Here is a 19,640-nt window from a genome sequence, read left to right as displayed (position 1 = left end):
AAATATAGTATTTTTAAACCTTTAATTAATCTGATAATTTATTACAAATAATGCTAAACAAAGAGCAAGATATTTTTAATGTACTTTTTGAAGCTGTTTCAGAGGGAGTTGTAGTGGTAGATGATCAGCAAAACATTGTTTCTGTAAATACTTCTGTAGAAAAAATGTTTGGTTACGAGAAAGGTGAGCTTGTTAAAAAAAAGCTAGATGTTTTAATACCTAAAAATTATCATGCCGGTCATGGAGCTCATTTTAATGGCTTTATGAAGAATAAAGAAAAAAGGCAGATGGGGAATGGGCGAGGTTTATATGGAGCTCGAAAAAATGGAGATATTTTTCCTTTAGAAGCCGGTTTAAATCCGTTTGAAATTTATGGAAAAACTTTTGTAATGGCTTTAGTTATAGATATTTCTGTTAGAAAACAACAGGAAGAAGAAATCTATAAATTAAATGAAGAGCTCGAAAAAAAGGTGAGCGAAAGAACAAAAGAACTAAGCAAAACGGTTAACGAATTAAAGGTAGTTAATTTAGAGTTAGACGAAGAAAACCATAAAAGGATAGAAGCCGAAAACCAAATTAAAGCCGCGTTAAAAAAAGAAAAAGAGCTCAATGAATTAAAAACCAAATTTTTATCGTTGGTATCTCATGAGTTTAAAACACCTTTAAGTGGTATTTTAACTTCTACCATGTTATTAGGTAAATATAAACTGTCTGAACAACAAGAAAAAAGAGACAAGCATTTACAAACAATTACCAATAAAGTACATTATTTAAATAATATTTTAAATGATTTTTTATCCGTAGAAAAATTAGAGACGGGTAAAATAAATTACAAGTTTCATACTTTTAAATTAAGCAAGGTTGTAGATGAGGTAATTTACAATGCAAATATGCTTTTAAAAGAAGGACAAAGAATTAATTATCCAGAAGACATCGATGAAATTTCTTTAACACAAGATGAAAAAACGGTGGAGTTAGCGTTATCTAACTTGGTAAACAATGCCATTAAATATTCACCAGAAAATACAGAAATTAGCATCAATATAACACAAGATAAAAAAGAGACTACCATTAATATTAAAGATAACGGAATTGGTATTCCGAAAGCAGATCAGAAAAATATATTTAATCGTTATTTTAGAGCAGAAAATGCTTTATTAACACAAGGAACAGGAATTGGCTTAAATATTATTAAAAGTCATTTAGAAAATTTAGGAGGAACGATTACTTTTGAAAGTGAAGAAAATGTCGGTTCTACTTTTACAATGAAGATTATTAACAAAGCAATATGAAAAAAATATTATTAATAGAAGACGATGTAGTTTTAAGAGAAAACACATCAGAACTTTTAGAATTATCTAACTACGAGGTTGTAAATGCTGCAAATGGAAAAATAGGAGTACAAGTAGCAAAAGAAACTTTACCAGATATTATTGTTTGTGATATTATGATGCCAGAACTAGATGGTTATGGTGTTTTAGAAGCTTTAACTAAAAATGAAAGCACACAACACATCCCTTTTATATTTTTATCAGCAAAAACAGAAAGAAAAGATGTTAGAAAGGGAATGGATTTAGGTGCAGATGATTACATAACAAAACCTTTTAGTGAGGATGAATTGATTAGTGCCATAGAAAGCAGATTAGCAAAAGCGTCTATACTAAAAGATATTAGAGAAAAAAAAGTAGTAAAAGTAGAAGAAACAGAAGATATAAGAAGTCTTAATGATCTAAAAAATTATTTTGAAGATAACGGAGAGTCTTTTGTTTTTGCTAAAGAAGCAACCATTTATAAAGAAGGTAATAACTCTAATTATATTTACTTAATAAATAGAGGGTTGGTAAAATGCCATAAATTAGATGAACAAGGTAAACAACTTACCACTGCTTTATACAAAGAAGACGATTTGTTTGGGTATACTTCTTTTACTCAAAATTTAGCCTATCAAGAATCTGCAACTGCAATTCAAGAAACCGAGTTGGTAGGGCTTTCTAAAAAAGCATTAACCAATGTTTTAAACAAAAATCATAAAGTAACGTTAGAATTAATAGAATTGCTAACAGAAGATTTGGCAGTTGTAAAAGACCAACTTTTGCAAATGGCCTACAGTTCTGTAAGTAAAAAAACGGCAAAAACAATTTTAATATTTGCAGAAAAATTAAATAGAAAACCAGAAGATCAAATAAAAATTTCTAGAAACGATTTAGCAAGTGTTGCTGGTATTGCAACAGAAACATTAATAAGAACCATGTCTAATTTTAAAAAACAAGGACTTATAGAAATAGAGGGTAGAACTATTAGAATTTTAGACTTAGAAAGGTTAAGAGAAATCTGCTAATACGTACTAAGTGTAGGTTGATATGACCAATATCATTTTTTAAAAAGCATTGTAGCCATAAATTTGTCTGATATTAAAGACGAATTACAATGAAAAATATTTTATTACCTACAGATTTTTCTGATAATTCTTGGAACGCTATTGAGTACGCTTTAAATTTTTATAAAGACTCAATGTGTAATTTTTATTTATTACACATTAATAGACTAAGCAACGTTGCAACAGAAGATTATTATTACGCCCAAACACAAGAACTTCTTGTGGATGTTAATATAGAAAACGCAAAAACAGCATTAAAAAAACTACAACAAAAAATAGTAGAAAATTTTAATAACACCAAACATAAATTTGTCACTTTAACAGATACCAACTTTTTTATAGAATCGATAAGACAACATATCGAAGAAAAAAAAATAGATGTAATTGTAATGGGAACAAAAGGAGCTAGTGGTCTTGCCGGTTTTATTACGGGTAGCAATACTGGAGATGTTATTACAAAAGTAAAATGTACCACTTTAGTAGTGCCAGAGAATGCAAAATTTGGTAAAATTGAAGAGATTGCATTTCCTACCGATTTTTCATTGTCTACAGATTTGCAATTATTACAACCTATCATAAATATTTTAGAAGAAAAAAAAGCATCATTAAGAGTTTTAAATATCAGTAAAAAAGTAACTGCATTAAATGCAGATCAACAAAAAAGTAAAGAATTACTAGAAGATTACTTTTACAATTACAGTCATAGTTTTCATTTTTTAACCAATAAAAAAGTAGAAGATGCTGTACAGTGTTTTGTAAACAGTAGAAATATAGACATGATTGTTATGGTTGCAAAAAACCTTAACTATTTTCAACAGATACTATTTCATACCAAAGTGGCAGAAATAAGTTATCATACAGACGTTCCTTTTTTAGTGCTTCATGAATAAAACATTATGTTATGGAAAATTCAATTTTTTTAGCAAAGTTTTGGGGTTATTATTTACTTATATTTTTCGTTATTCTAAGCTTTAATCCAAAAAGGATTCGGCAAATATTTAATGATTTAGAAGATCAGAAATTTTTAATTATTTTATCTTTTTTATCAATTATTATTGGGTTGATAAATATTCTGCTTCATAACATTTGGCAGCCTAATTGGAAACTCATCATAACCCTAATTGGTTGGTCTTCATTACTTATTGGTTTGTTTCTTTTTATTTTTCCGAAACGAACAATCAATTGGTTAAAGTTTGTAAATATTAAATTTGTACAAGTAATTTACACACTACTTTTTTTAGTAGGTATTTACCTATTAAATATAGGATATGCCATTATAATCTTTTAAATTAAAAGAATTCCTCTTGATGTTTTTAGAGGTTTCCTTAGATATTGTCTCTCCCATGAAATGGGAATTTATATTAACTTAAAATTCATAAAGATGAAAATAAATATTCAATTTGTTAACATGTCTACAAGTGAAACTATGGAAGCTTATACAGAAAAAAAGCTAGCTAGTTTGGTTAAAAAATTCGACAAAATTTTAAATGCAAACGTGTTTTTTAAAAAGGAAAATGATTCTAAAGATAAGGGAATGATTTGCGAAATAGAATTGAGTGTTCCAGGACCAAGACTATTTGCTTCTTCTAATGAAAAAAATTATGAACTTGCTGTAAAAAACACTATTTCAGATTTAGAAATTCAATTAAAAAAGAGAAAAGGAATTGTAAAACCTTATTTATAATTTTAGCATTAAAAATCTTCTAAAATAGCACTCTTTTTTAAGCTGATATATATCATACTTTTATTGTAAAGATAAAGTTAGCTTTAAAAAATGTACGCTACATATACGTGCAATGATAATAAAAGAACTTAGTTAGTACTTAAAAAGCATTAACTAAGTTTTTTGAACCTGTAAAAGTAAAAATAAATTTAAAAAAGAATTAGCACTCTTTTATAAAGGTATTGATACTAAAGTAAAAACTGTTTAAGCTATAAATGATATGGCTTATAATTAGGTAAGCTCATTGGGTAGAAATTTTCTACATCTTACAATTTTGTTTATAATGTTCTTTAATTTTCAATATGGATGATACTAATATAAATGTCATAAAATATTCTGGAAAAAAAGTAAAATTTTCTACAAGTAAGCTCTATGCTTCATTAAAAAGAACCGGAGCAGAAGATGCTATTGTAAATCAAATTATAGATAAAGTTAGAGATGAGTTATACCAAGGTATTTCAACCAAAGAAATTTATAATAGAGCGTTTGCGCTACTTAAAAAGAAAGAACGTCATTTTGCCTCTAAATACAAATTAAAGAAAGCAATTTACGAGTTAGGACCCACTGGTTTTCCTTTTGAAAGGTTTGTTGCTGCAGTTTTTAAATATGCTGGATACAGTGTAGAAGTTGGTAAAATTTTAAACGGTAAATGTGTTACACACGAAATAGATGTAACTGCAACAAAGAATAAGGAAACCATTATTGTAGAATGCAAGTTTCATGGAGAGCAAGGCTTTAATTGTAATGTAAAAGTGCCTTTATACATTAACTCTCGTTATTTAGATGTAAAAGCACATTGGGACACAAACAATCAAACAGAATCTAAATTAATAGAAGGTTGGGTTGTTACAAACACAAGATTTACAGAAGATGCATTAAAATTTGGTAACTGTTGTGGTTTGCATTTATTAAGTTGGGATTATCCTAAAGGAGATGGTTTAAAAGATAAAATAGATCGTTTAGGATTGTACCCAATTACAGTTTCTACCTTACTAACAAATAGAGAAAAAGAATTTTTATTAAACAGAAATGTAGTTTTATGTAGAGAGGTAATAGAAGACGTTTTTTACTTAGATCATTTAGGTATTTCTAACATTAGAAAAGATAGAATTCTAAATGAAATTAAGCAATTGTGTAACAGTAAAAATCATTAATCAAATGGAACATTTTGCTAAAATAAATTTTTTAGGAGCTTCTGGAGTGGTAACAGGCTCAAAATTTTTAATTGAAACTTCAGAGAAAAACATATTGATAGATTGTGGTATGTTTCAAGGTTTAAAAGAACTTAGAGAACTAAATTGGCAAGATTTACCTGTTGATGTTAGCAAAATTGATGTTGTACTTTTAACACATGGCCATTTAGATCACGTTGGATATTTACCTAGATTAGTAAAACAAGGTTTTGTAGGTAAAATTATAGGAACCGCACCCACATTAGCCATTGCCAAGATTATATTAAAGGACAGTGCTAAAATTAATGAAGAAGAGGCAGAAAAAGCAAACGAAGAGGAATATTCATCTCACAAACCTGCGTTACCTTTTTATACTATTGAAGATGCCGAAAAAACCATCAAGCAGTTTGATGTAAAAGAAGATAACGAGTGGCTTTTGTTATCAGAAAATATAAAATATCGTTTTCAACAGAACGGACATATCATTGGTGCAACTTTTATAGAATTAGATATTAAAGGTAAACGTTTTGTGTTTTCTGGAGATATTGGTAGAAAAAATGATTATCTTTTACAAGATCCCAAAACACCAGAAAGGGCAGATTTTTTATTTATAGAAAGTACGTATGGTAATAAGCTACATCCAGTAGAAGATGTAGAGCAAAAATTGGCTACTATTATTAAGGAAACTATTCAAAAGAAAGGAAACCTAATAATTCCGAGTTTTGCTGTAGAACGCTTGCAAACGCTTATGTATATTTTATGGAAACTGTATAAAGAAAATAAGATTCCGAATATCCCTATTTTTGTTGATAGTCCGATGGGTAATAGAGTTTTAGATGTTTTTAAACGTTTTCCTACCTGGCATAAATTACCAGTAGAAGATTATAATGCCATGTGCAATCATGTAAATATTGTTCAATCTTACAAAGAAACATGGGAAACAATAGACGATAAAAGATCTAAAATTATAATTGCCGGAAGCGGCATGGTAACAGGTGGTAGGGTATTAACCTATTTGCAACAATTAATAGATGAAAAAGCAACTACAGTTTTATTAGTAGGCTATCAAGCAGAAGGAACTCGTGGAAGACAATTATTAGATGGCGCTCACGAAATTCGTTTTAGAGGTAAATATTATCTTGTAAAAGCAACAGTTAAAACCATAGAGAGTTTATCTGCACACGCAGATCAGCAAGATTTAATAAGCTGGATGAAAAACATTAAAAATGTTCCAGAAAAAATATTTTTAATTCATGGAGAGCCCACCGATTTAGATGCTTTTAGGGTTAAAATAAAAGATACTTATAATTGGAATGCAGTAATACCTAAACTAGATTCTGTTGAGAAAGTTGAAATTTAATAAAAATTGAATAAAATGGAAGCAAACAAAAGTTATAAAAGTTTTAATGAAAACAAATCTATTGAAGAATTAAAATACAATATGCTTCAATATACAATAAGAATAGAAGAAGAACTTATTGAATATAAATTTTATCAAAATCTTATAGAAGGCTCTACTTTTAAAGGAAACTCTATGAATCTATTTGAGAACTTAGAAATGTTTAAAAAAGATATTAAGTCTACAGAAAAAGAAGCTTTTGCGTTGTTAGATGAAATTAAATTACATTCAAACTCAATTTCAAATAAAATAGAATGTGATGATTTATCGTGCGATAATTTCTTTATAAATAAGCACAATGAGTTAGAAGAAAAAACATATAATTTTTTCAGGAAATGCAAGGCCTTTAAAATTCAAATGTTTCAATATTTAGAAAGTGTTTTAAAAATATAAATATTAATTAACTGATAATTATCAGTTTATGGGTTTTTTGTTATTCGTAATTTGGTACGAGAATTAATGATGACAAAGAGTTTTTAAGAGTACCTTATATTTTTATAAATAAAAATCACTTTTTTTTAGTTTATAAAAATATAAAAACAGCAACCAAAGTAACTTCTAAGGTTGTGTAAATGTAATTAATAAGTAGTTAGGAGTTCGGGGGAACTCCTTTCTACTGATTAGATTTAAAAATAACATCATGAAAATAGCACAAGTAAATACAAGTTTTATAAAATGGTTAAGTGCAGAAGAAATGCATAATGACTCTAAAGAATGGCTTATAGATTTAGAATTTTTAAATGATGAATATCTTTTTTTTGAAGATTTAATAAAGTGGAATACGCTTCAATTAATCGATTTTCAAGCCTATTCTAAAAGTAAAGAATTTATCGAAATTTTAAGTAACTCTAAAAAAACCAATGACAAGTTAATTGAGTTGGTTAAAAAGCATAAAAATGGTCTTGAAGTTTTAGTAGACGTAAAAGATGAACCTAAAAAAGAGGAAGCTTATAAAACAGAACACAAAACAGTTCTGGTTCTGTTTAAAAATCATTTAAAAGAGCACAGAGCTCTAAAATTAAATTTATTTGAGATTTTAAAAAAAATTAAAAAAACAGAAAAAGGAAAACGAATAATAGATGTAGAATAAGATTATTGTAAAATATTAAGATAAAGCTGCAGAAAATTGCAATGAAAATTAAGAACTCGTTCATTATTGAACGGGTTCTTTTTTGTTAAAAAAATCACAAATACTCTTGGTTTTACATCTGGTTAAAATAACAACGGCAATTTTTTGTAACTTTCAAGTTAAATTATAAACCTCTTTCTATGCCAAATTATAAGCTTCATATTAACGGAAAAGTACGTGCAGTTTCTGCAGATGCAGATACACCCTTGTTATGGGTTTTAAGGGATGAACTAAATTTAGTAGGTACAAAATTTGGTTGTGGTATTGCACAATGTGGTGCTTGTACAGTACATATAGACGGTGTTGCTACAAGAAGTTGCCAAATGCAAGTTTCTATTTTAGATGATGTAAAAATTACAACGATAGAAGGGTTGTCTGATGATGGAAAACACCCTGTACAAGAGGCTTGGAAAGAAATTGATGTACCACAATGTGGATATTGTCAGGCAGGACAAATAATGACTGCTTCTGCGTTTTTATCAGAAAATAAAAATCCTTCAGAAGAAGAAATAAGAGAAGCTATGCATGGTAATATTTGTAGATGTGCTTCTTATAATAGAATAGAAAAAGCGGTAAAAGTTGCTGCAGAAAAAATGTCTTAATATAAAAAAGTGGTTCCTCAAATTTTTTTTGAAGAGGAAAACCTAAAAATTACTTCACAAAATGGAATCTAAATCAAAGAATAATTTTAGCAGAAGAAACTTTTTAAAGGCATCTGTTTTAGCAAGTGGTGGCCTTTTAGTTGGTTTTAATTTATTAACGGCTTGCAAACCAGAAGCCGTAATGCCAGTAGATCTTGATAGTTTAAACTTTAATGATTTTAATGCGTTTATTAAAATTTCTGATGATGGTTACGTTACTATTTTTTCTCCAAATCCAGAAATTGGGCAAGGTGTAAAAACAGCAATGCCTATGATTATTGCAGAAGAATTAGATGTAGAATGGAGCAAAGTACGTGTTGTACAAGCTAATTTAGATACTAAAAATTTTAAAAGACAAGTTGCAGGAGGTAGCCAATCGATACGTTTTGGTTGGGATGCTTTAAGGCAAACAGGTGCAACCACAAAACAATTGTTAGTTAATGCGGCTGCCGTAAAGTGGAATGTAGATGCTAGTACTTGTAAAGCATCAAAAGGAATTATTACAAATGCAAACGGAGATAAATTAGGCTATGGAGATGTTGTAAAAGAAGCAGCTTTGTTATCAATTCCAGAAGATGTAAAGTTGAAAGAAATTAAAGATTTTACAATTATTGGTCAAGAAATAGTAAACGTAGATATTGATAAGATTATTACAGGAAAACCTCTTTTTGGATTGGATTATAAGGCAGAAGGTATGTTATATGCATCTGTTTTAAGACCTCCAGCTTTTGGGCAAATATTAGAAAGTTTTGACGCTTCTGAAGCAAAAAAAATAAATGGTGTTATTGATGTAATTACCATTGGCGATAAAGCGAGAAAATTTTTGAATTCAGGGAAGAAAAACTGGACTTTTAAAATGTCAGAAACCGATAAAGTAGTGGTAATTGCAACAAATACTTGGGCTGCAATTAAAGGAAAAAAAGCACTTACTGCAATTTGGAAAGAAGACTCTAAATTAGAATCTACAGAAAATCAAAATAAAGCATTAACGAAGATATTAGAAGGAAAACGTTTAGCAACAAGAAGAGAAGATGGTAATTTAAAAAAGGCTTTTGCAACGGCAGATAAAGTGATTGAAAAAACATATCATTCTCCTTTTTTACCACACAATTGTATGGAACCTATGAATTTTTATGCAAATGTAACTGCAGAAAATATTCAATTAGCAGGTCCTGTACAAACACCAGAATTTGCAGCACAAGTGGTTGCAGAAATGTTAGATTTTAATGTAGATAAGGTGTCTGTAGAAATGACAAGAATGGGAGGTGGTTTTGGTAGAAGACTCTACGGAGATTTTGTATACGAAGCCGCAGAAATATCTAGTGTTATAAAAAAACCGATTAAATTAATCTCTACAAGAGAAGATGATATGACTACAGGAGTTTACAAGCCTTCTGTAAAATATAGAATAAAAGCCGCTTTAAAAGACGGAAAAGTAATTGGATATCATTTAATTGAAGCAGCTGTTGGTAGTAATATGTATGGATTAATTCCTAATTTTTTTCCTGCAGGATGTATTCCTAATTATAAAGTAGAAACAGGCAATTATAAAAGTAACGTTACAACAGGTGCATGGAGAGCTCCTTATACCAATTTTTTAGCATTTGCAGAACAAAGTTTCTTTGATGAATTGGCATCAGAATTAAATATAGATCCTATTCAATTACGTTTAGATTTATTAGAAAACGTAAAAGGAACTACTGATAAAAAAATTGAATATTCCGGACAAAGAATGCAAGACACTATTAAATTAGTGAGAGAAAAAGGAAATTGGGGAAAAACAAAAGAAGGTGTTTACCAAGGTTTTTCTGCATATTATAGCCATAATACACATGTCGCAGAAATTGCAGATATTGTTTTAAAAGATGGTTTTCCTATAGTTAAAAAAGTAACTGTTGCGGTAGATTGTGGTGTTGTAGTAAACCCAACAGGAGCAAGAAACCAATTAGAAGGTGGTGTTTTAGATGGAATAGGGCACGCTATGTATGCTGATTTTTCTTTAAAGGATGGAAAACCAACACACAAAAATTTTGATACATATAGATTAATCAGAATGCAAGAAACGCCAAAAGTCGCCGTTCATTTTGTAGAAAATGATTTATCTCCTACAGGTTTGGGAGAACCAGGTTTACCTCCAGCAGGTGGGGCAGTTGCCAACGCAATTAATGCGGCTTTAGGTAAGAGAATTTACAAGCAGCCGTTTATAAATGAATTAAAACAAGATTCAATTTTAAGCTAATTTTAAATGAGTTTAAAACAAAAAAATTGCCAAAACCAAATACATGGTTTTGACAATTGGATGTGAGTAACTTTTTTTGTTAAAATTCTTAGGGAACCTTTTAACTTGCTACTCAATATTTAGCACATTTATGGGGGCATTGCTAATATGATACAAATATAAAGCGTTTCTAAAAGTAATTTTTTAAATGCTTACAAAGTGTAAGTGTCTTTCGATTATTGACAATAATCTGTCGATTAAAAGAGTATCTTTAGTCGTGTAAAATTGCTGATAAACTAAAAAAAGCCACTTAAAAGTCGCTTTTTTTAGTTTATCAGTAAATAAAATAGATTTAACTTACTTGTTGTCCGTTTTTAACGGCTTTTTCTGGCTCTACAAAAGCTAATTTTCCATCAGGAGTATCTGTCATTAAAATCATACCTTGGCTTTCTACGCCTCTAATTTTTCTGGGTGCTAAGTTTACCAAAACAGAAACTTGCTGACCAATAATATCTTCTGGCGAAAAGCTTTCTGCAATACCAGAAACTATTGTTCTTGTATCGATACCAACATCAACCTTTAATTTTAAAAGCTTTTTAGTTTTAGCCACTTTTTCTGCTTCTAAAATAGTACCAATTCTAATATCTAGTTTGGTAAAATCATCAAACTCTATGGTTTCTTTTTGTGGTTCTACTACTTTATTTTCTTGTTCGTTGGCAAGTTTAGTTGCTTGTAATTTTTCTATCTGAGCATCAATTGTTTTATCTTCAATTTTAGAAAACAACAATTCTGCTTTGTTTATTTGATGCGCTGCAGGTAATAAAACATCTTTTTCGGTAACATCTGTCCAAGAAAGCGAGTCATCAATATTTAAAATTCCTTTTAATTTATCCGAAGTAAACGGTAAAAATGGTTTAGAAGCCACTGCCAATGCTGTAGAAATTTGCAAAGCAACATACATAATTGTTTGTACACGTGCTGCATCAACTTTTATAACCTTCCAAGGTTCTTCATCCGCTAAATACTTGTTACCAAGTCTTGCTAAATTCATTAATTCTTGGCTAGCTTCTCTAAATCGGTATCTTTCTATAGACTTACCAATAATATTCGGAAACTCTTTTACAGCTGCTAAAACATCTTCATCTACTTCTGTAAAATCATTTGGTGCAGGTACAATTCCCTCGTAATATTTGTTAGTTAAAACCACAACTCTATTAATAAAGTTACCAAAAATAGCAACCAATTCGTTGTTGTTTTTAGCCTGAAAATCTTTCCAAGTAAAATCGTTGTCTTTACTTTCTGGTGCGTTTGCTGTTAAGGTATAGCGCAAAACATCTTGCTGATCTGGAAATTCTTCTAAATACTCATGCAACCAAACTGCCCAGTTTTTAGAAGTCGATAATTTATTTCCTTCTAAATTTAAGAACTCGTTTGCAGGTACATTATCTGGTAAAATATAATCTCCATGTGCTTTTAACATCGATGGAAAAATAATACAGTGAAAAACAATATTGTCTTTTCCTATAAAATGAACCAATTTGGTATCATCCTTTTTCCAATAATCTTCCCAGTTTTTTCCTTCTCTTGCTGCCCATTCTTTGGTAGATGAAATGTAGCCAATTGGCGCATCAAACCAAACATATAAAACTTTTCCTTCGGCATCTTTTAAAGGAACCGGAATTCCCCAATCTAAATCTCTTGTTACTGCTCTTGGTCTTAAACCATCTTCTACCCAACTTTTTACCTGTCCGTAAACATTCGGTTTCCAATCTTTTTTATGACCTTCTAAAATCCACTCACGTAAAAAAGCTTCGTGCTTATCTAGAGGTAAAAACCAGTGTTTTGTTTCTTTTACTGTTGGTACATTACCTGTAATTGCAGATTTAGGGTTAATTAAATCTGTTGCGTTATGAGAAGTACCACAGTTTTCACATTGATCTCCATAACTTTCTTCGAAACCACATTTAGGGCAAGTTCCTACTACAAACCTATCTGCTAAAAACTGATTTGCTTCTTCATCATACAATTGTGCAGAAACTTCTTCTATAAACTCACCATCATTATACATTTTTGTAAAAAATTCAGATGCAGTTTCATGATGAACTTTTGCTGAGGTTCTAGAATAATTATCAAAAGAAATTCCGAAATCTTCGAAAGATTTTTTGATGATTCCGTGGTATTTATCAATAATTACTTGCGGAGAAACGCCTTCTTTTTTAGCTCTCATTGGTATGGCAGCTCCGTGTTCATCTGAACCAGAAATGTAGGCAACATCATTACCAGTTAAGCGTAAATAACGCGCATAAATATCTGCAGGAACGTAAACACCTGCTAAATGACCAATATGAATTGGACCATTTGTATAAGGTAAAGCGGCAGTAATTGTATATCTTTTAGGAGCACTCATGTGTTCTATGTATTAATTGTGGACTGATTTTTGAAGTGCAAAAGTACGAAAAACGGAGTTTTAAAAACCATTGAAAATTGATACATTTACCATAATAAGATTTTTATACAATCAGAAACAAGAAACAACACCTATTTTGAAGAAAAATATGCTATTTATTACGTTTTTATTGATGATTTTTTCATCGATAAAAGCACAAGAAAAACTAAGTACACCTGCTTATTTAAAAAAAGGAGATACAATTGCTATTGTTGCGCCTGCTGGAATTTTAAAAAACAGACAAGCAACCATTCTTAAAGCTAAAAAATTAGCAGAAAGTTGGGGTTTAAAAGTAGTTATAGGTAAAAACGTATTCAAACAAAACAATCATTTTGCAGGAACGGATGTAGAACGTTGTCAAGATTTTCAGGATGCGTTAGACAACCCAAACATTAAAGCAATTTGGGCTGCAAGAGGCGGTTACGGTTCTGTAAGAATTTTAGACTTATTAGATTACACAACGTTTATGGAGCACCCAAAATGGATTATTGGGTATTCTGATATTACCGCGTTTCACAACCACATTCATAATTTAGGCGTAGAAACCATTCATGGAATGATGGCAAGTAGTTTAGAGGAGAAGCCAGAGGAAATTATTAAAACAATTTCGAGTTTTAAAAAAGCGTTGTTTGGTACAGCTATTTCTTATAAAATTCCATCATCAAAATATAATAGAATTCCATCATCAGAAATAATAGAAGGACAAATAGTAGGAGGAAACTTGGCTATTTTAGCATCTATGTTAGGTTCTAAAAGTCAGTTAAATACGGATGGTAAAGTGTTGTTTATTGAAGAAATTGGCGAGTATAAATATTCTATTGATAGAATGTTACAAAGTTTAAAACGTGCCGGATATTTTACAAATGTAAGTGCTGTAATTATAGGTAATATGTCTTCTATCAGAAAGAATTCTACTAAATGGGGAAGTACTATTGAGCAATTAATTTTAGATGTTGTTCCAGAGGATATTCCTGTTTTCTTTGATTTCCCTGCGGGACATGAAGCAGATAATAGAGCAATGATTTTTGGACGAAACATAAAGCTATCTGTTGGTAACGGACAGTATTTTGTTAAGTTTACAAAATAGATTTTACTTTAAATAAAGTAGCGTCTAGCTCATTGTAAAGTTTTAAAAACCGTTGTTTACGATTTTCTTGTTGCTTAAATTCATTAGCCTGAAAACCACCAATAAAATTCAGCCATTTGTGTTTTGGTTTATTGTGATTTTCTTCATTTAGGTTAAAGTCTATTTGTGATATTATGAATTTTATTTCTTTAGAAAATAAGCTTTCTTTAATTTTCTGTATAAATCTTTTTATTTCAATTTCTAATTGATTAAACTCATCATCAGTAATAATTTTATCATTTTGATGTCTTTTGGATTCTGTTTTTAAGAACTCTAAATATTTAATAAGCGTTTCTTTTTCCATTATTATAAAAGTAAGTAATAATTTGTAAATTAACATGCTGCAATTTTCAATTTAACAACAGACTGAAAACTGCCAACTGAAGACTAAAAACTTAAAAAAAATGGCAGAACACAATGAACTTGGAAAAGAAGGAGAAAAATTAGCCATTGATTTTTTATTAAAAAATGGTTATAAAATTTTAGAAACCAATTACCGTTATTTAAAAGCAGAAGTAGATATTATTGCTAAAAAAGATAACACTTTAGCGGTTGTAGAAGTAAAAACAAGAAGTACCGATTATTTTGGTAATCCGCAAGACTTTGTAAATCCGAAGAAAATAAAACTCTTACTGTCTGCAATTGATTATTACGTGGTTGATAAAGATTTAGATGTTGATGTCCGTTTTGATATTATTGCGATTATCCATCAACAAAAAGAAACAAAAATTGAGCATTTAGAAGATGCTTTTCTTCATTTTTAACAATTCCTTTTCAGCTGAACATCGTAATCAATATTCAATAAATGAACTTTTTAAAAGCCTAAGTTTTAGTTTCGTTCTATGGTTACAAAAAAGTTTTGGTTTGGTGTTCTTTTAGGTGTTTTAGGTATTGTCCTTTTTTCTTCTAAAGCTGTAATGGTAAAACTGGCGTACAATTATAATGTAGATGCCATTACTATGTTATTGTTAAGAATGTTATTTTCTTTTCCTTTTTATGTGGTGATTGCGTTTTTGTACCGGAAACAAAATGAGCATATTAAAACGACTCATAAAGATTATTATTGGGTAGTATTTTTTGGTTTGGTTGGTTATTATTTATCAAGTTATTTCGATTTTGAAGGCTTAAGCTATATAAAAGCAAGTTTAGAGCGTATTATTTTATTTGTATATCCTACCATTGTTATTTTATTAAATAGATTATTCTTTAAACAACCTATTACTAAATTTCAGGCGCTTGCCATCTTTTTATCATACGTAGGTATTGTAATTGCTTTTTCTGATGAGGTTGATATTTCTGGTAATAATGTGTATTTAGGAGGCTTTTTTGTGCTTTTAAGTGCAATAACCTATGCTTCTTATTTAGTAGGTAGCGGCTGGTTAATTCCTAAATTTGGTGTGGTAAGGTTTACGGCTTATGCCATGTTAGTTTCTTGCTTTTGTGTGTTTGTTCACTTTAGCATTATTGGTGATACAGATTTGTTTCATCTACCTTGGCAGGTATATGGTTTTGGGTTTTTAATAGCAATATTTGCAACCGTAATACCTTCGTTTTTAGTAAGTACTTCTATTAAAATGATTAGCTCGTCTAACTTTGCTATTGTTGCTGGTGTTGGGCCAATATCTACCATAATATTAGCGTCTTTTTTCTTAGGAGAACGGTTAACTTTACTTCAGTTTTTTGGAGCCTTTTTAGTGGTAATTGGTATTATTATAACCTCTTTAAATCAAGCAAAGAAAAAGTAAGACTACTTTAAAGCTTTTAAAATAGCTTTTCTTAAATCACTAATATCAGATTTTTTATTGCCACTATCTATGTAGGCAATTTTTCCTTTTTTATTGATGATAAAATAAGAGGGGTATACTTGTTGTTTGTTAAATTTCTGACTTACATCCATAGCAGAATAAGCAATTTGAAAGTTAAAAGGATGTACTTTTAATAGTTTTTCTATTACTGGTTTTCTATCTAATGCAGGTGCAATAAATAAAATATCATCTCTTTTTTCAAACTCTTTTACAAGGTTATTTAATTTAGGAATGTCTGTTAAACAAGGCATGCAAGAGGTAAACCAAAATTTAAAAATAACTACTTTTTCTTTAATTTCTTTATTGGTTAATTTTGTACCATCTGTAAGCCATAATTTAAAGCTAGGAGCGTCATCATTAATTTTAAAATATTGTTGACTAACAACACTATAATTAATAAATAACGCAAAAATAACTACCCATTTTTTTACCATTACTTTTCGGTAAAAAAATCTTTTACATCTTTTAAATGTTCTGGTTTTGCAATAATTTTTTTGTTAGCATCTAAAATAAAATAACTTGGTGTAGAAACAATATTATAGGTTCTTGCAATTTTGTTTTCCCATTTGTTTAACCCTAAAACATGATGCCAATTTGGTAGTGTTTTCTTAAAATTGTTCCATCCAAAAGCTTCTTTTTCTAAAGAGAAAGCAACTACTTTTACTTTTTTATTATCTTTTAAAAATTTATGTACTTGTGGTATTTCGTTTAAACAATGTGAGCAAGTGGTACTCCAAAAAATTAATAAATAATTTTCTGCATCGTCTAACTTAGAAAGTTTTAATTCTTTACCGTTTTCTTTCCAAGAAAAATCTGGTGCAATTCTACCTACTTCAGCAGCAAATAAGGCTTGCTTAGCTTTTTTAAAGTTTTTATCTTGAATGTTAGCTGGTAATTTGTTGTAATAAGTTTCAAACAAATAATCTATTAAATCTAAATTCATAGAAGATTCAAACTGAGTAACCAAAAACTCAATTACATCTTTTTTATAAGTGATATTTTCAATTTTAGAAAGTACGGTATCTACCGATTTTTTATATAAATTTTGTTGTGTTTCTTGGTCTTCAGAATAATTAATATAAAAAACATAGTCTGTAATTCTACTGATTAAAAAAGAAGAGTTTAAAAGCGTTTTATTATCAAAATCTATGTTGTTAAAAAAAGTATTATTCATGCTAGACATATATTCTTCTGGAGTTTTTAAAATATCCGAAGAATTATTTTTTAACGAAGCTTTAATAAAAGGCTGAACATACATGCCGTTTGAAGTTTCTAAATATTCTTTTTGAATATCATTTACTTGCTTTAAAGCTTTTTTATATTCTTTATTTAAATTTAAACTTTTATTTTGTAACCCTACAACTTGTATAGAATCTAATGTTTGTTGCGCTGCAGAACTTTTGTCTAAATAACTTTTATATAAAATATTTTCTTTTGAAGCTGTAAAAAAAACGGTTTGGTTTCCGTAATTAGGATTAAAACTAAAACTTACATCTTCTTTATTAAAAATAAAATCTACAAAACCAGCTTCCTCTAATTTATAAGTTACTCTATAAGAACCCGGTTTTGTGTTTGTTGGTAGTGTAAAACTAAACTTACCTATTGCTTGTTTTTTTCCTTGAATTGTAACAGTATCTATTGCTATTTTAGAATTTTGTACAAACTTTTGTGTGGCTCCTTCTATTTTATATAAAATAACCCAATCACTTTTTAAAGTAGGATACATTGTACCGTTAACAGTGTATTGTGCTTGTGCAAATGAAGAAATTAAGAAGATAAAAGCAAGTATTTTTTTCATTTTTTAAGTTTGATTTGTTCTTATTAAGCTAATTTCAAGAAACGTACCAAAAGTACTATTTCTCTATTAAATTAGGAATTTATTTAATAAATTCTGCCCATAAAAAGGTTCTAAAAAGAAAACAATATTACAGGTTATTAGCGTATTGTTAATAATTTAGCGTGTCAAAATAGTTTATAATAGCTTCTTTCATTAACACAGTTTGTTCTCCTGGTTTTAAGTTTGGTAATTCTGTAAGTGTTTTATAATGTGGCCAAGCATCATCATCAAAAAAATTGAATTCGTAATAACCATACGGTTCTAAAAGCTTACAAATGGCAATATGCATTAGGTTTACTTTTTCGTCTTTCTTAAATTCTCTATGACCTTGCCCTAATTCTTGTACGCCAATTAAATAGATAATTCCATCCATATTTAATTCGTCTCCATCTGCAAATTGATCTGTTAATTTACCAACTAACAAATCCCATTTTTCTTTTAAGGTGAGTGTTTTAGACATCTTACTTTTTTTATAAGTTGTAAAGATACAACTGGCATTTTTAAATTGACTAAAAATTATGTAGGTTTGAGAAAATTAATTCCATGAATATTTTTGATATTATTATTGCTTCTTTACTCCTTTTTGGTTTTGTAAGAGGATTGTTAAAAGGGTTGTTTGTAGAAGTAGCTTCTTTGGTTGCATTAATAGGTGGTGTGTACGGTGCAATCCATTTTTCGTATTTTGTTTCAGATTTTTTAAAAGAATATGTTTCTTGGAAACCAGAATATATTTCTTTAGCCTCTTTTGCAATTACTTTTGTAATTATAATTGTAGTAATTGCACTTTTAGGAAAAGCATTAACTAAAATTGCTGATTTTGCCTCTTTAGGAATTCTAAATAAAATACTAGGTGGTGTTTTTGGCGCTTTAAAGATTGGCTTAATACTAAGTGTTGTTTTTATTTTCTTTGGTAAAATGAATGATACCATTCCGTTTATAGAAAAAGAAACTTTAGAAGCATCTATATTATATGTTCCTGTAAAAAAAGTAGCACCAGCTATTTTTCCATCGATAATTAAAGAAGATAAAGCGGAAAAACCTTTATAGAAATTTTAAGTTTTTTTGATAATAAAGAATAGGCTGTTTAAAAAGGGTAAAGCTTGCCAAAAAAACTTTTTAAACAGCCTTTTTAATTTCTAATCTAGATGGTAAATTTTCATAATATCTTCTAGATATTTTTCAAAATCAATCTTAAGATCTATTAGTTTTCCTGTATGAATATCAAAAACCCAACCATGTACTTTTAAGCCACGATCTCTGTATGCTTTTTGCACTGCCGCAGTTTTAATTAGGTTTACACATTGTTCTTTAACATTTAATTCTACCAATCGTTCATACTTTTTTTCTTCAGAATCAATTGTATTTAGTTCGTCTGCATGAATTCTATAAACGTCTCTAATATTACGTAACCAAGGATTTAAAATACCTAAATCTGCAGATTGCATTGCCGCTTTTACACCACCACAACCATAATGACCACAAACAATAACGTGTTTAACTTTTAATTGGTCTACGGCATAATTTACAACAGACATTACATTTAAATCGATACTAATAACCATATTAGCAATATTTCTATGCACAAAAACTTCTCCGGGTTTTGCGCCCATAAGTTCTTCTGCTGTAGCTCTACTGTCTGAACAACCAATGTATAATAACTCTGGGTTTTGGCCTTTCCCCAATTCTTCAAAAAAATTTTTATTGACAGATAATTTTTCTTTTACCCAATCTTCATTGTTCTTGAAAACCTTATTTAAATCCATTTTT

At 29.3% G+C, this 19,640-nt stretch carries 20 protein-coding genes; 14 read left to right on the top strand and 6 right to left on the bottom strand.

Annotated elements, in window-relative coordinates; translation table 11 throughout:
• Nucleotides 1–50: 50 nt before the first annotated feature.
• The 10 genes from WHD07_RS10900 to WHD07_RS10855 all read left to right on the top strand — a co-directional run bounded on the left by WHD07_RS10900 (nt 51) and on the right by WHD07_RS10855 (nt 10,680).
• Nucleotides 51–1,292, top strand: a complete 1,242-nt coding sequence (locus WHD07_RS10900) for a PAS domain-containing sensor histidine kinase (protein ID WP_343328409.1) — start codon at nt 51–53, stop codon at nt 1,290–1,292.
• A complete protein-coding gene (locus WHD07_RS10895) occupies nt 1,289–2,338 on the top strand; it encodes a response regulator (protein ID WP_343328408.1) in 1,050 nt (349 codons plus the stop codon). Before WHD07_RS10900 ends, WHD07_RS10895 begins: the two co-directional genes overlap by 4 nt.
• 89 nt (nt 2,339–2,427) lie before the next feature.
• Nucleotides 2,428–3,267: a universal stress protein gene (locus WHD07_RS10890; RefSeq protein ID WP_105049767.1), complete on the top strand. Its 840-nt coding sequence runs from the start codon at nt 2,428–2,430 to the stop codon at nt 3,265–3,267.
• A gap of 491 nt (nt 3,268–3,758) precedes the next feature.
• Nucleotides 3,759–4,061, top strand: a complete 303-nt coding sequence (hpf, locus tag WHD07_RS10885) for a ribosome hibernation-promoting factor, HPF/YfiA family (protein ID WP_105049769.1) — start codon at nt 3,759–3,761, stop codon at nt 4,059–4,061.
• A 341-nt stretch (nt 4,062–4,402) separates the two neighbouring features.
• A complete protein-coding gene (locus WHD07_RS10880) occupies nt 4,403–5,254 on the top strand; it encodes an ATP cone domain-containing protein (RefSeq protein ID WP_105049770.1) in 852 nt (283 codons plus the stop codon).
• A gap of 4 nt (nt 5,255–5,258) precedes the next feature.
• Entirely contained in the window at nt 5,259–6,632 is a 1,374-nt protein-coding gene (locus tag WHD07_RS10875) for an MBL fold metallo-hydrolase (protein WP_343331003.1), read from the top strand.
• A gap of 15 nt (nt 6,633–6,647) precedes the next feature.
• The gene (locus WHD07_RS10870; RefSeq protein ID WP_343328407.1) at nt 6,648–7,064 is read left to right on the top strand and encodes a hypothetical protein; all 417 of its coding nucleotides are present in this window, start codon (nt 6,648–6,650) and stop codon (nt 7,062–7,064) included.
• A gap of 247 nt (nt 7,065–7,311) precedes the next feature.
• Nucleotides 7,312–7,761 (top strand): hypothetical protein, encoded by a 450-nt coding sequence (locus tag WHD07_RS10865; RefSeq protein WP_105049772.1) that lies wholly within the window; start codon nt 7,312–7,314, stop codon nt 7,759–7,761.
• A gap of 179 nt (nt 7,762–7,940) precedes the next feature.
• Nucleotides 7,941–8,402, top strand: coding sequence for a (2Fe-2S)-binding protein (locus WHD07_RS10860; RefSeq protein ID WP_105049773.1), 462 nt, complete (start codon nt 7,941–7,943; stop codon nt 8,400–8,402).
• A gap of 61 nt (nt 8,403–8,463) precedes the next feature.
• On the top strand, nt 8,464–10,680 hold the full coding sequence (locus WHD07_RS10855) for a xanthine dehydrogenase family protein molybdopterin-binding subunit (protein ID WP_343328406.1): 2,217 nt from the start codon (nt 8,464–8,466) through the stop codon (nt 10,678–10,680).
• 331 nt (nt 10,681–11,011) lie between these two features.
• Here WHD07_RS10855 and metG read toward each other — a convergent pair whose 3' ends face one another.
• Nucleotides 11,012–13,066, bottom strand: coding sequence for a methionine--tRNA ligase (gene metG / locus WHD07_RS10850; RefSeq protein WP_343328405.1), 2,055 nt, complete (start codon nt 13,064–13,066; stop codon nt 11,012–11,014).
• 172 nt (nt 13,067–13,238) lie between these two features.
• Here metG and WHD07_RS10845 point away from each other — a divergent pair, with 172 nt between their 5' ends.
• On the top strand, nt 13,239–14,192 hold the full coding sequence (locus WHD07_RS10845) for an LD-carboxypeptidase (protein WP_343331002.1): 954 nt from the start codon (nt 13,239–13,241) through the stop codon (nt 14,190–14,192).
• Here WHD07_RS10845 and WHD07_RS10840 read toward each other — a convergent pair.
• Nucleotides 14,182–14,571, bottom strand: coding sequence for a hypothetical protein (locus tag WHD07_RS10840; RefSeq protein ID WP_343328404.1), 390 nt, complete (start codon nt 14,569–14,571; stop codon nt 14,182–14,184). The genes WHD07_RS10845 and WHD07_RS10840 overlap by 11 nt on opposite strands.
• A gap of 64 nt (nt 14,572–14,635) precedes the next feature.
• Here WHD07_RS10840 and WHD07_RS10835 point away from each other — a divergent pair, with 64 nt between their 5' ends.
• A complete protein-coding gene (locus WHD07_RS10835; protein ID WP_343328403.1) occupies nt 14,636–14,995 on the top strand; it encodes a YraN family protein in 360 nt (119 codons plus the stop codon).
• A 78-nt stretch (nt 14,996–15,073) separates the two neighbouring features.
• Nucleotides 15,074–15,976, top strand: a complete 903-nt coding sequence (locus WHD07_RS10830; RefSeq protein WP_343328402.1) for a DMT family transporter — start codon at nt 15,074–15,076, stop codon at nt 15,974–15,976.
• 2 nt (nt 15,977–15,978) lie between these two features.
• Here WHD07_RS10830 and WHD07_RS10825 read toward each other — a convergent pair whose 3' ends face one another.
• The 3 genes from WHD07_RS10825 to WHD07_RS10815 form a co-directional block, all read right to left on the bottom strand.
• Nucleotides 15,979–16,470, bottom strand: a complete 492-nt coding sequence (locus WHD07_RS10825) for a TlpA disulfide reductase family protein (RefSeq protein WP_343328401.1) — start codon at nt 16,468–16,470, stop codon at nt 15,979–15,981.
• A complete protein-coding gene (locus tag WHD07_RS10820) occupies nt 16,470–17,834 on the bottom strand; it encodes a TlpA family protein disulfide reductase (protein ID WP_343328400.1) in 1,365 nt (454 codons plus the stop codon). The genes WHD07_RS10825 and WHD07_RS10820 overlap by 1 nt, the downstream gene beginning before the upstream one ends.
• A gap of 148 nt (nt 17,835–17,982) precedes the next feature.
• Nucleotides 17,983–18,333, bottom strand: a complete 351-nt coding sequence (locus WHD07_RS10815) for a hypothetical protein (RefSeq protein ID WP_343328399.1) — start codon at nt 18,331–18,333, stop codon at nt 17,983–17,985.
• A gap of 83 nt (nt 18,334–18,416) precedes the next feature.
• On the opposite strand from WHD07_RS10815, the gene WHD07_RS10810 reads away from it, so the two are divergent.
• Nucleotides 18,417–18,920, top strand: coding sequence for a CvpA family protein (locus tag WHD07_RS10810; protein WP_343328398.1), 504 nt, complete (start codon nt 18,417–18,419; stop codon nt 18,918–18,920).
• Nucleotides 18,921–19,009: 89 nt separating this feature from the next.
• Here WHD07_RS10810 and WHD07_RS10805 read toward each other — a convergent pair whose 3' ends face one another.
• Nucleotides 19,010–19,636: a carbonic anhydrase gene (locus WHD07_RS10805; RefSeq protein WP_105049784.1), complete on the bottom strand. Its 627-nt coding sequence runs from the start codon at nt 19,634–19,636 to the stop codon at nt 19,010–19,012.
• Nucleotides 19,637–19,640: the final 4 nt, after the last annotated feature.

This window comes from Polaribacter staleyi, assembly GCF_038024045.1.
Classification (GTDB): domain Bacteria; phylum Bacteroidota; class Bacteroidia; order Flavobacteriales; family Flavobacteriaceae; genus Polaribacter; species Polaribacter butkevichii.
This window is presented reverse-complemented; position numbering and strand designations above follow the sequence as displayed.

What these genes read in the sequence shown, in the direction of transcription:
- WHD07_RS10860 (WP_105049773.1), top strand. Translation starts at nt 7,941, where the DNA reads ATGCCAAATTATAAGCTTCATATTAACGGAAAAGTACGTGCAGTTTCT.
- WHD07_RS10890 (WP_105049767.1), top strand. Translation starts at nt 2,428, where the DNA reads ATGAAAAATATTTTATTACCTACAGATTTTTCTGATAATTCTTGGAAC.
- WHD07_RS10870 (WP_343328407.1), top strand. Translation starts at nt 6,648, where the DNA reads ATGGAAGCAAACAAAAGTTATAAAAGTTTTAATGAAAACAAATCTATT.
- hpf (WP_105049769.1), top strand. Translation starts at nt 3,759, where the DNA reads ATGAAAATAAATATTCAATTTGTTAACATGTCTACAAGTGAAACTATG.
- WHD07_RS10855 (WP_343328406.1), top strand. Translation starts at nt 8,464, where the DNA reads ATGGAATCTAAATCAAAGAATAATTTTAGCAGAAGAAACTTTTTAAAG.
- WHD07_RS10810 (WP_343328398.1), top strand. Translation starts at nt 18,417, where the DNA reads ATGAATATTTTTGATATTATTATTGCTTCTTTACTCCTTTTTGGTTTT.
- WHD07_RS10875 (WP_343331003.1), top strand. Translation starts at nt 5,259, where the DNA reads ATGGAACATTTTGCTAAAATAAATTTTTTAGGAGCTTCTGGAGTGGTA.
- WHD07_RS10820 (WP_343328400.1), bottom strand. Translation starts at nt 17,834, where the DNA reads ATGAAAAAAATACTTGCTTTTATCTTCTTAATTTCTTCATTTGCACAA.
- WHD07_RS10805 (WP_105049784.1), bottom strand. Translation starts at nt 19,636, where the DNA reads ATGGATTTAAATAAGGTTTTCAAGAACAATGAAGATTGGGTAAAAGAA.
- WHD07_RS10835 (WP_343328403.1), top strand. Translation starts at nt 14,636, where the DNA reads ATGGCAGAACACAATGAACTTGGAAAAGAAGGAGAAAAATTAGCCATT.
- WHD07_RS10815 (WP_343328399.1), bottom strand. Translation starts at nt 18,333, where the DNA reads ATGTCTAAAACACTCACCTTAAAAGAAAAATGGGATTTGTTAGTTGGT.
- WHD07_RS10840 (WP_343328404.1), bottom strand. Translation starts at nt 14,571, where the DNA reads ATGTTAATTTACAAATTATTACTTACTTTTATAATAATGGAAAAAGAA.
- WHD07_RS10830 (WP_343328402.1), top strand. Translation starts at nt 15,074, where the DNA reads ATGGTTACAAAAAAGTTTTGGTTTGGTGTTCTTTTAGGTGTTTTAGGT.
- WHD07_RS10825 (WP_343328401.1), bottom strand. Translation starts at nt 16,470, where the DNA reads ATGGTAAAAAAATGGGTAGTTATTTTTGCGTTATTTATTAATTATAGT.
- WHD07_RS10845 (WP_343331002.1), top strand. Translation starts at nt 13,239, where the DNA reads ATGATTTTTTCATCGATAAAAGCACAAGAAAAACTAAGTACACCTGCT.
- WHD07_RS10880 (WP_105049770.1), top strand. Translation starts at nt 4,403, where the DNA reads ATGGATGATACTAATATAAATGTCATAAAATATTCTGGAAAAAAAGTA.
- WHD07_RS10865 (WP_105049772.1), top strand. Translation starts at nt 7,312, where the DNA reads ATGAAAATAGCACAAGTAAATACAAGTTTTATAAAATGGTTAAGTGCA.
- metG (WP_343328405.1), bottom strand. Translation starts at nt 13,066, where the DNA reads ATGAGTGCTCCTAAAAGATATACAATTACTGCCGCTTTACCTTATACA.
- WHD07_RS10900 (WP_343328409.1), top strand. Translation starts at nt 51, where the DNA reads ATGCTAAACAAAGAGCAAGATATTTTTAATGTACTTTTTGAAGCTGTT.
- WHD07_RS10895 (WP_343328408.1), top strand. Translation starts at nt 1,289, where the DNA reads ATGAAAAAAATATTATTAATAGAAGACGATGTAGTTTTAAGAGAAAAC.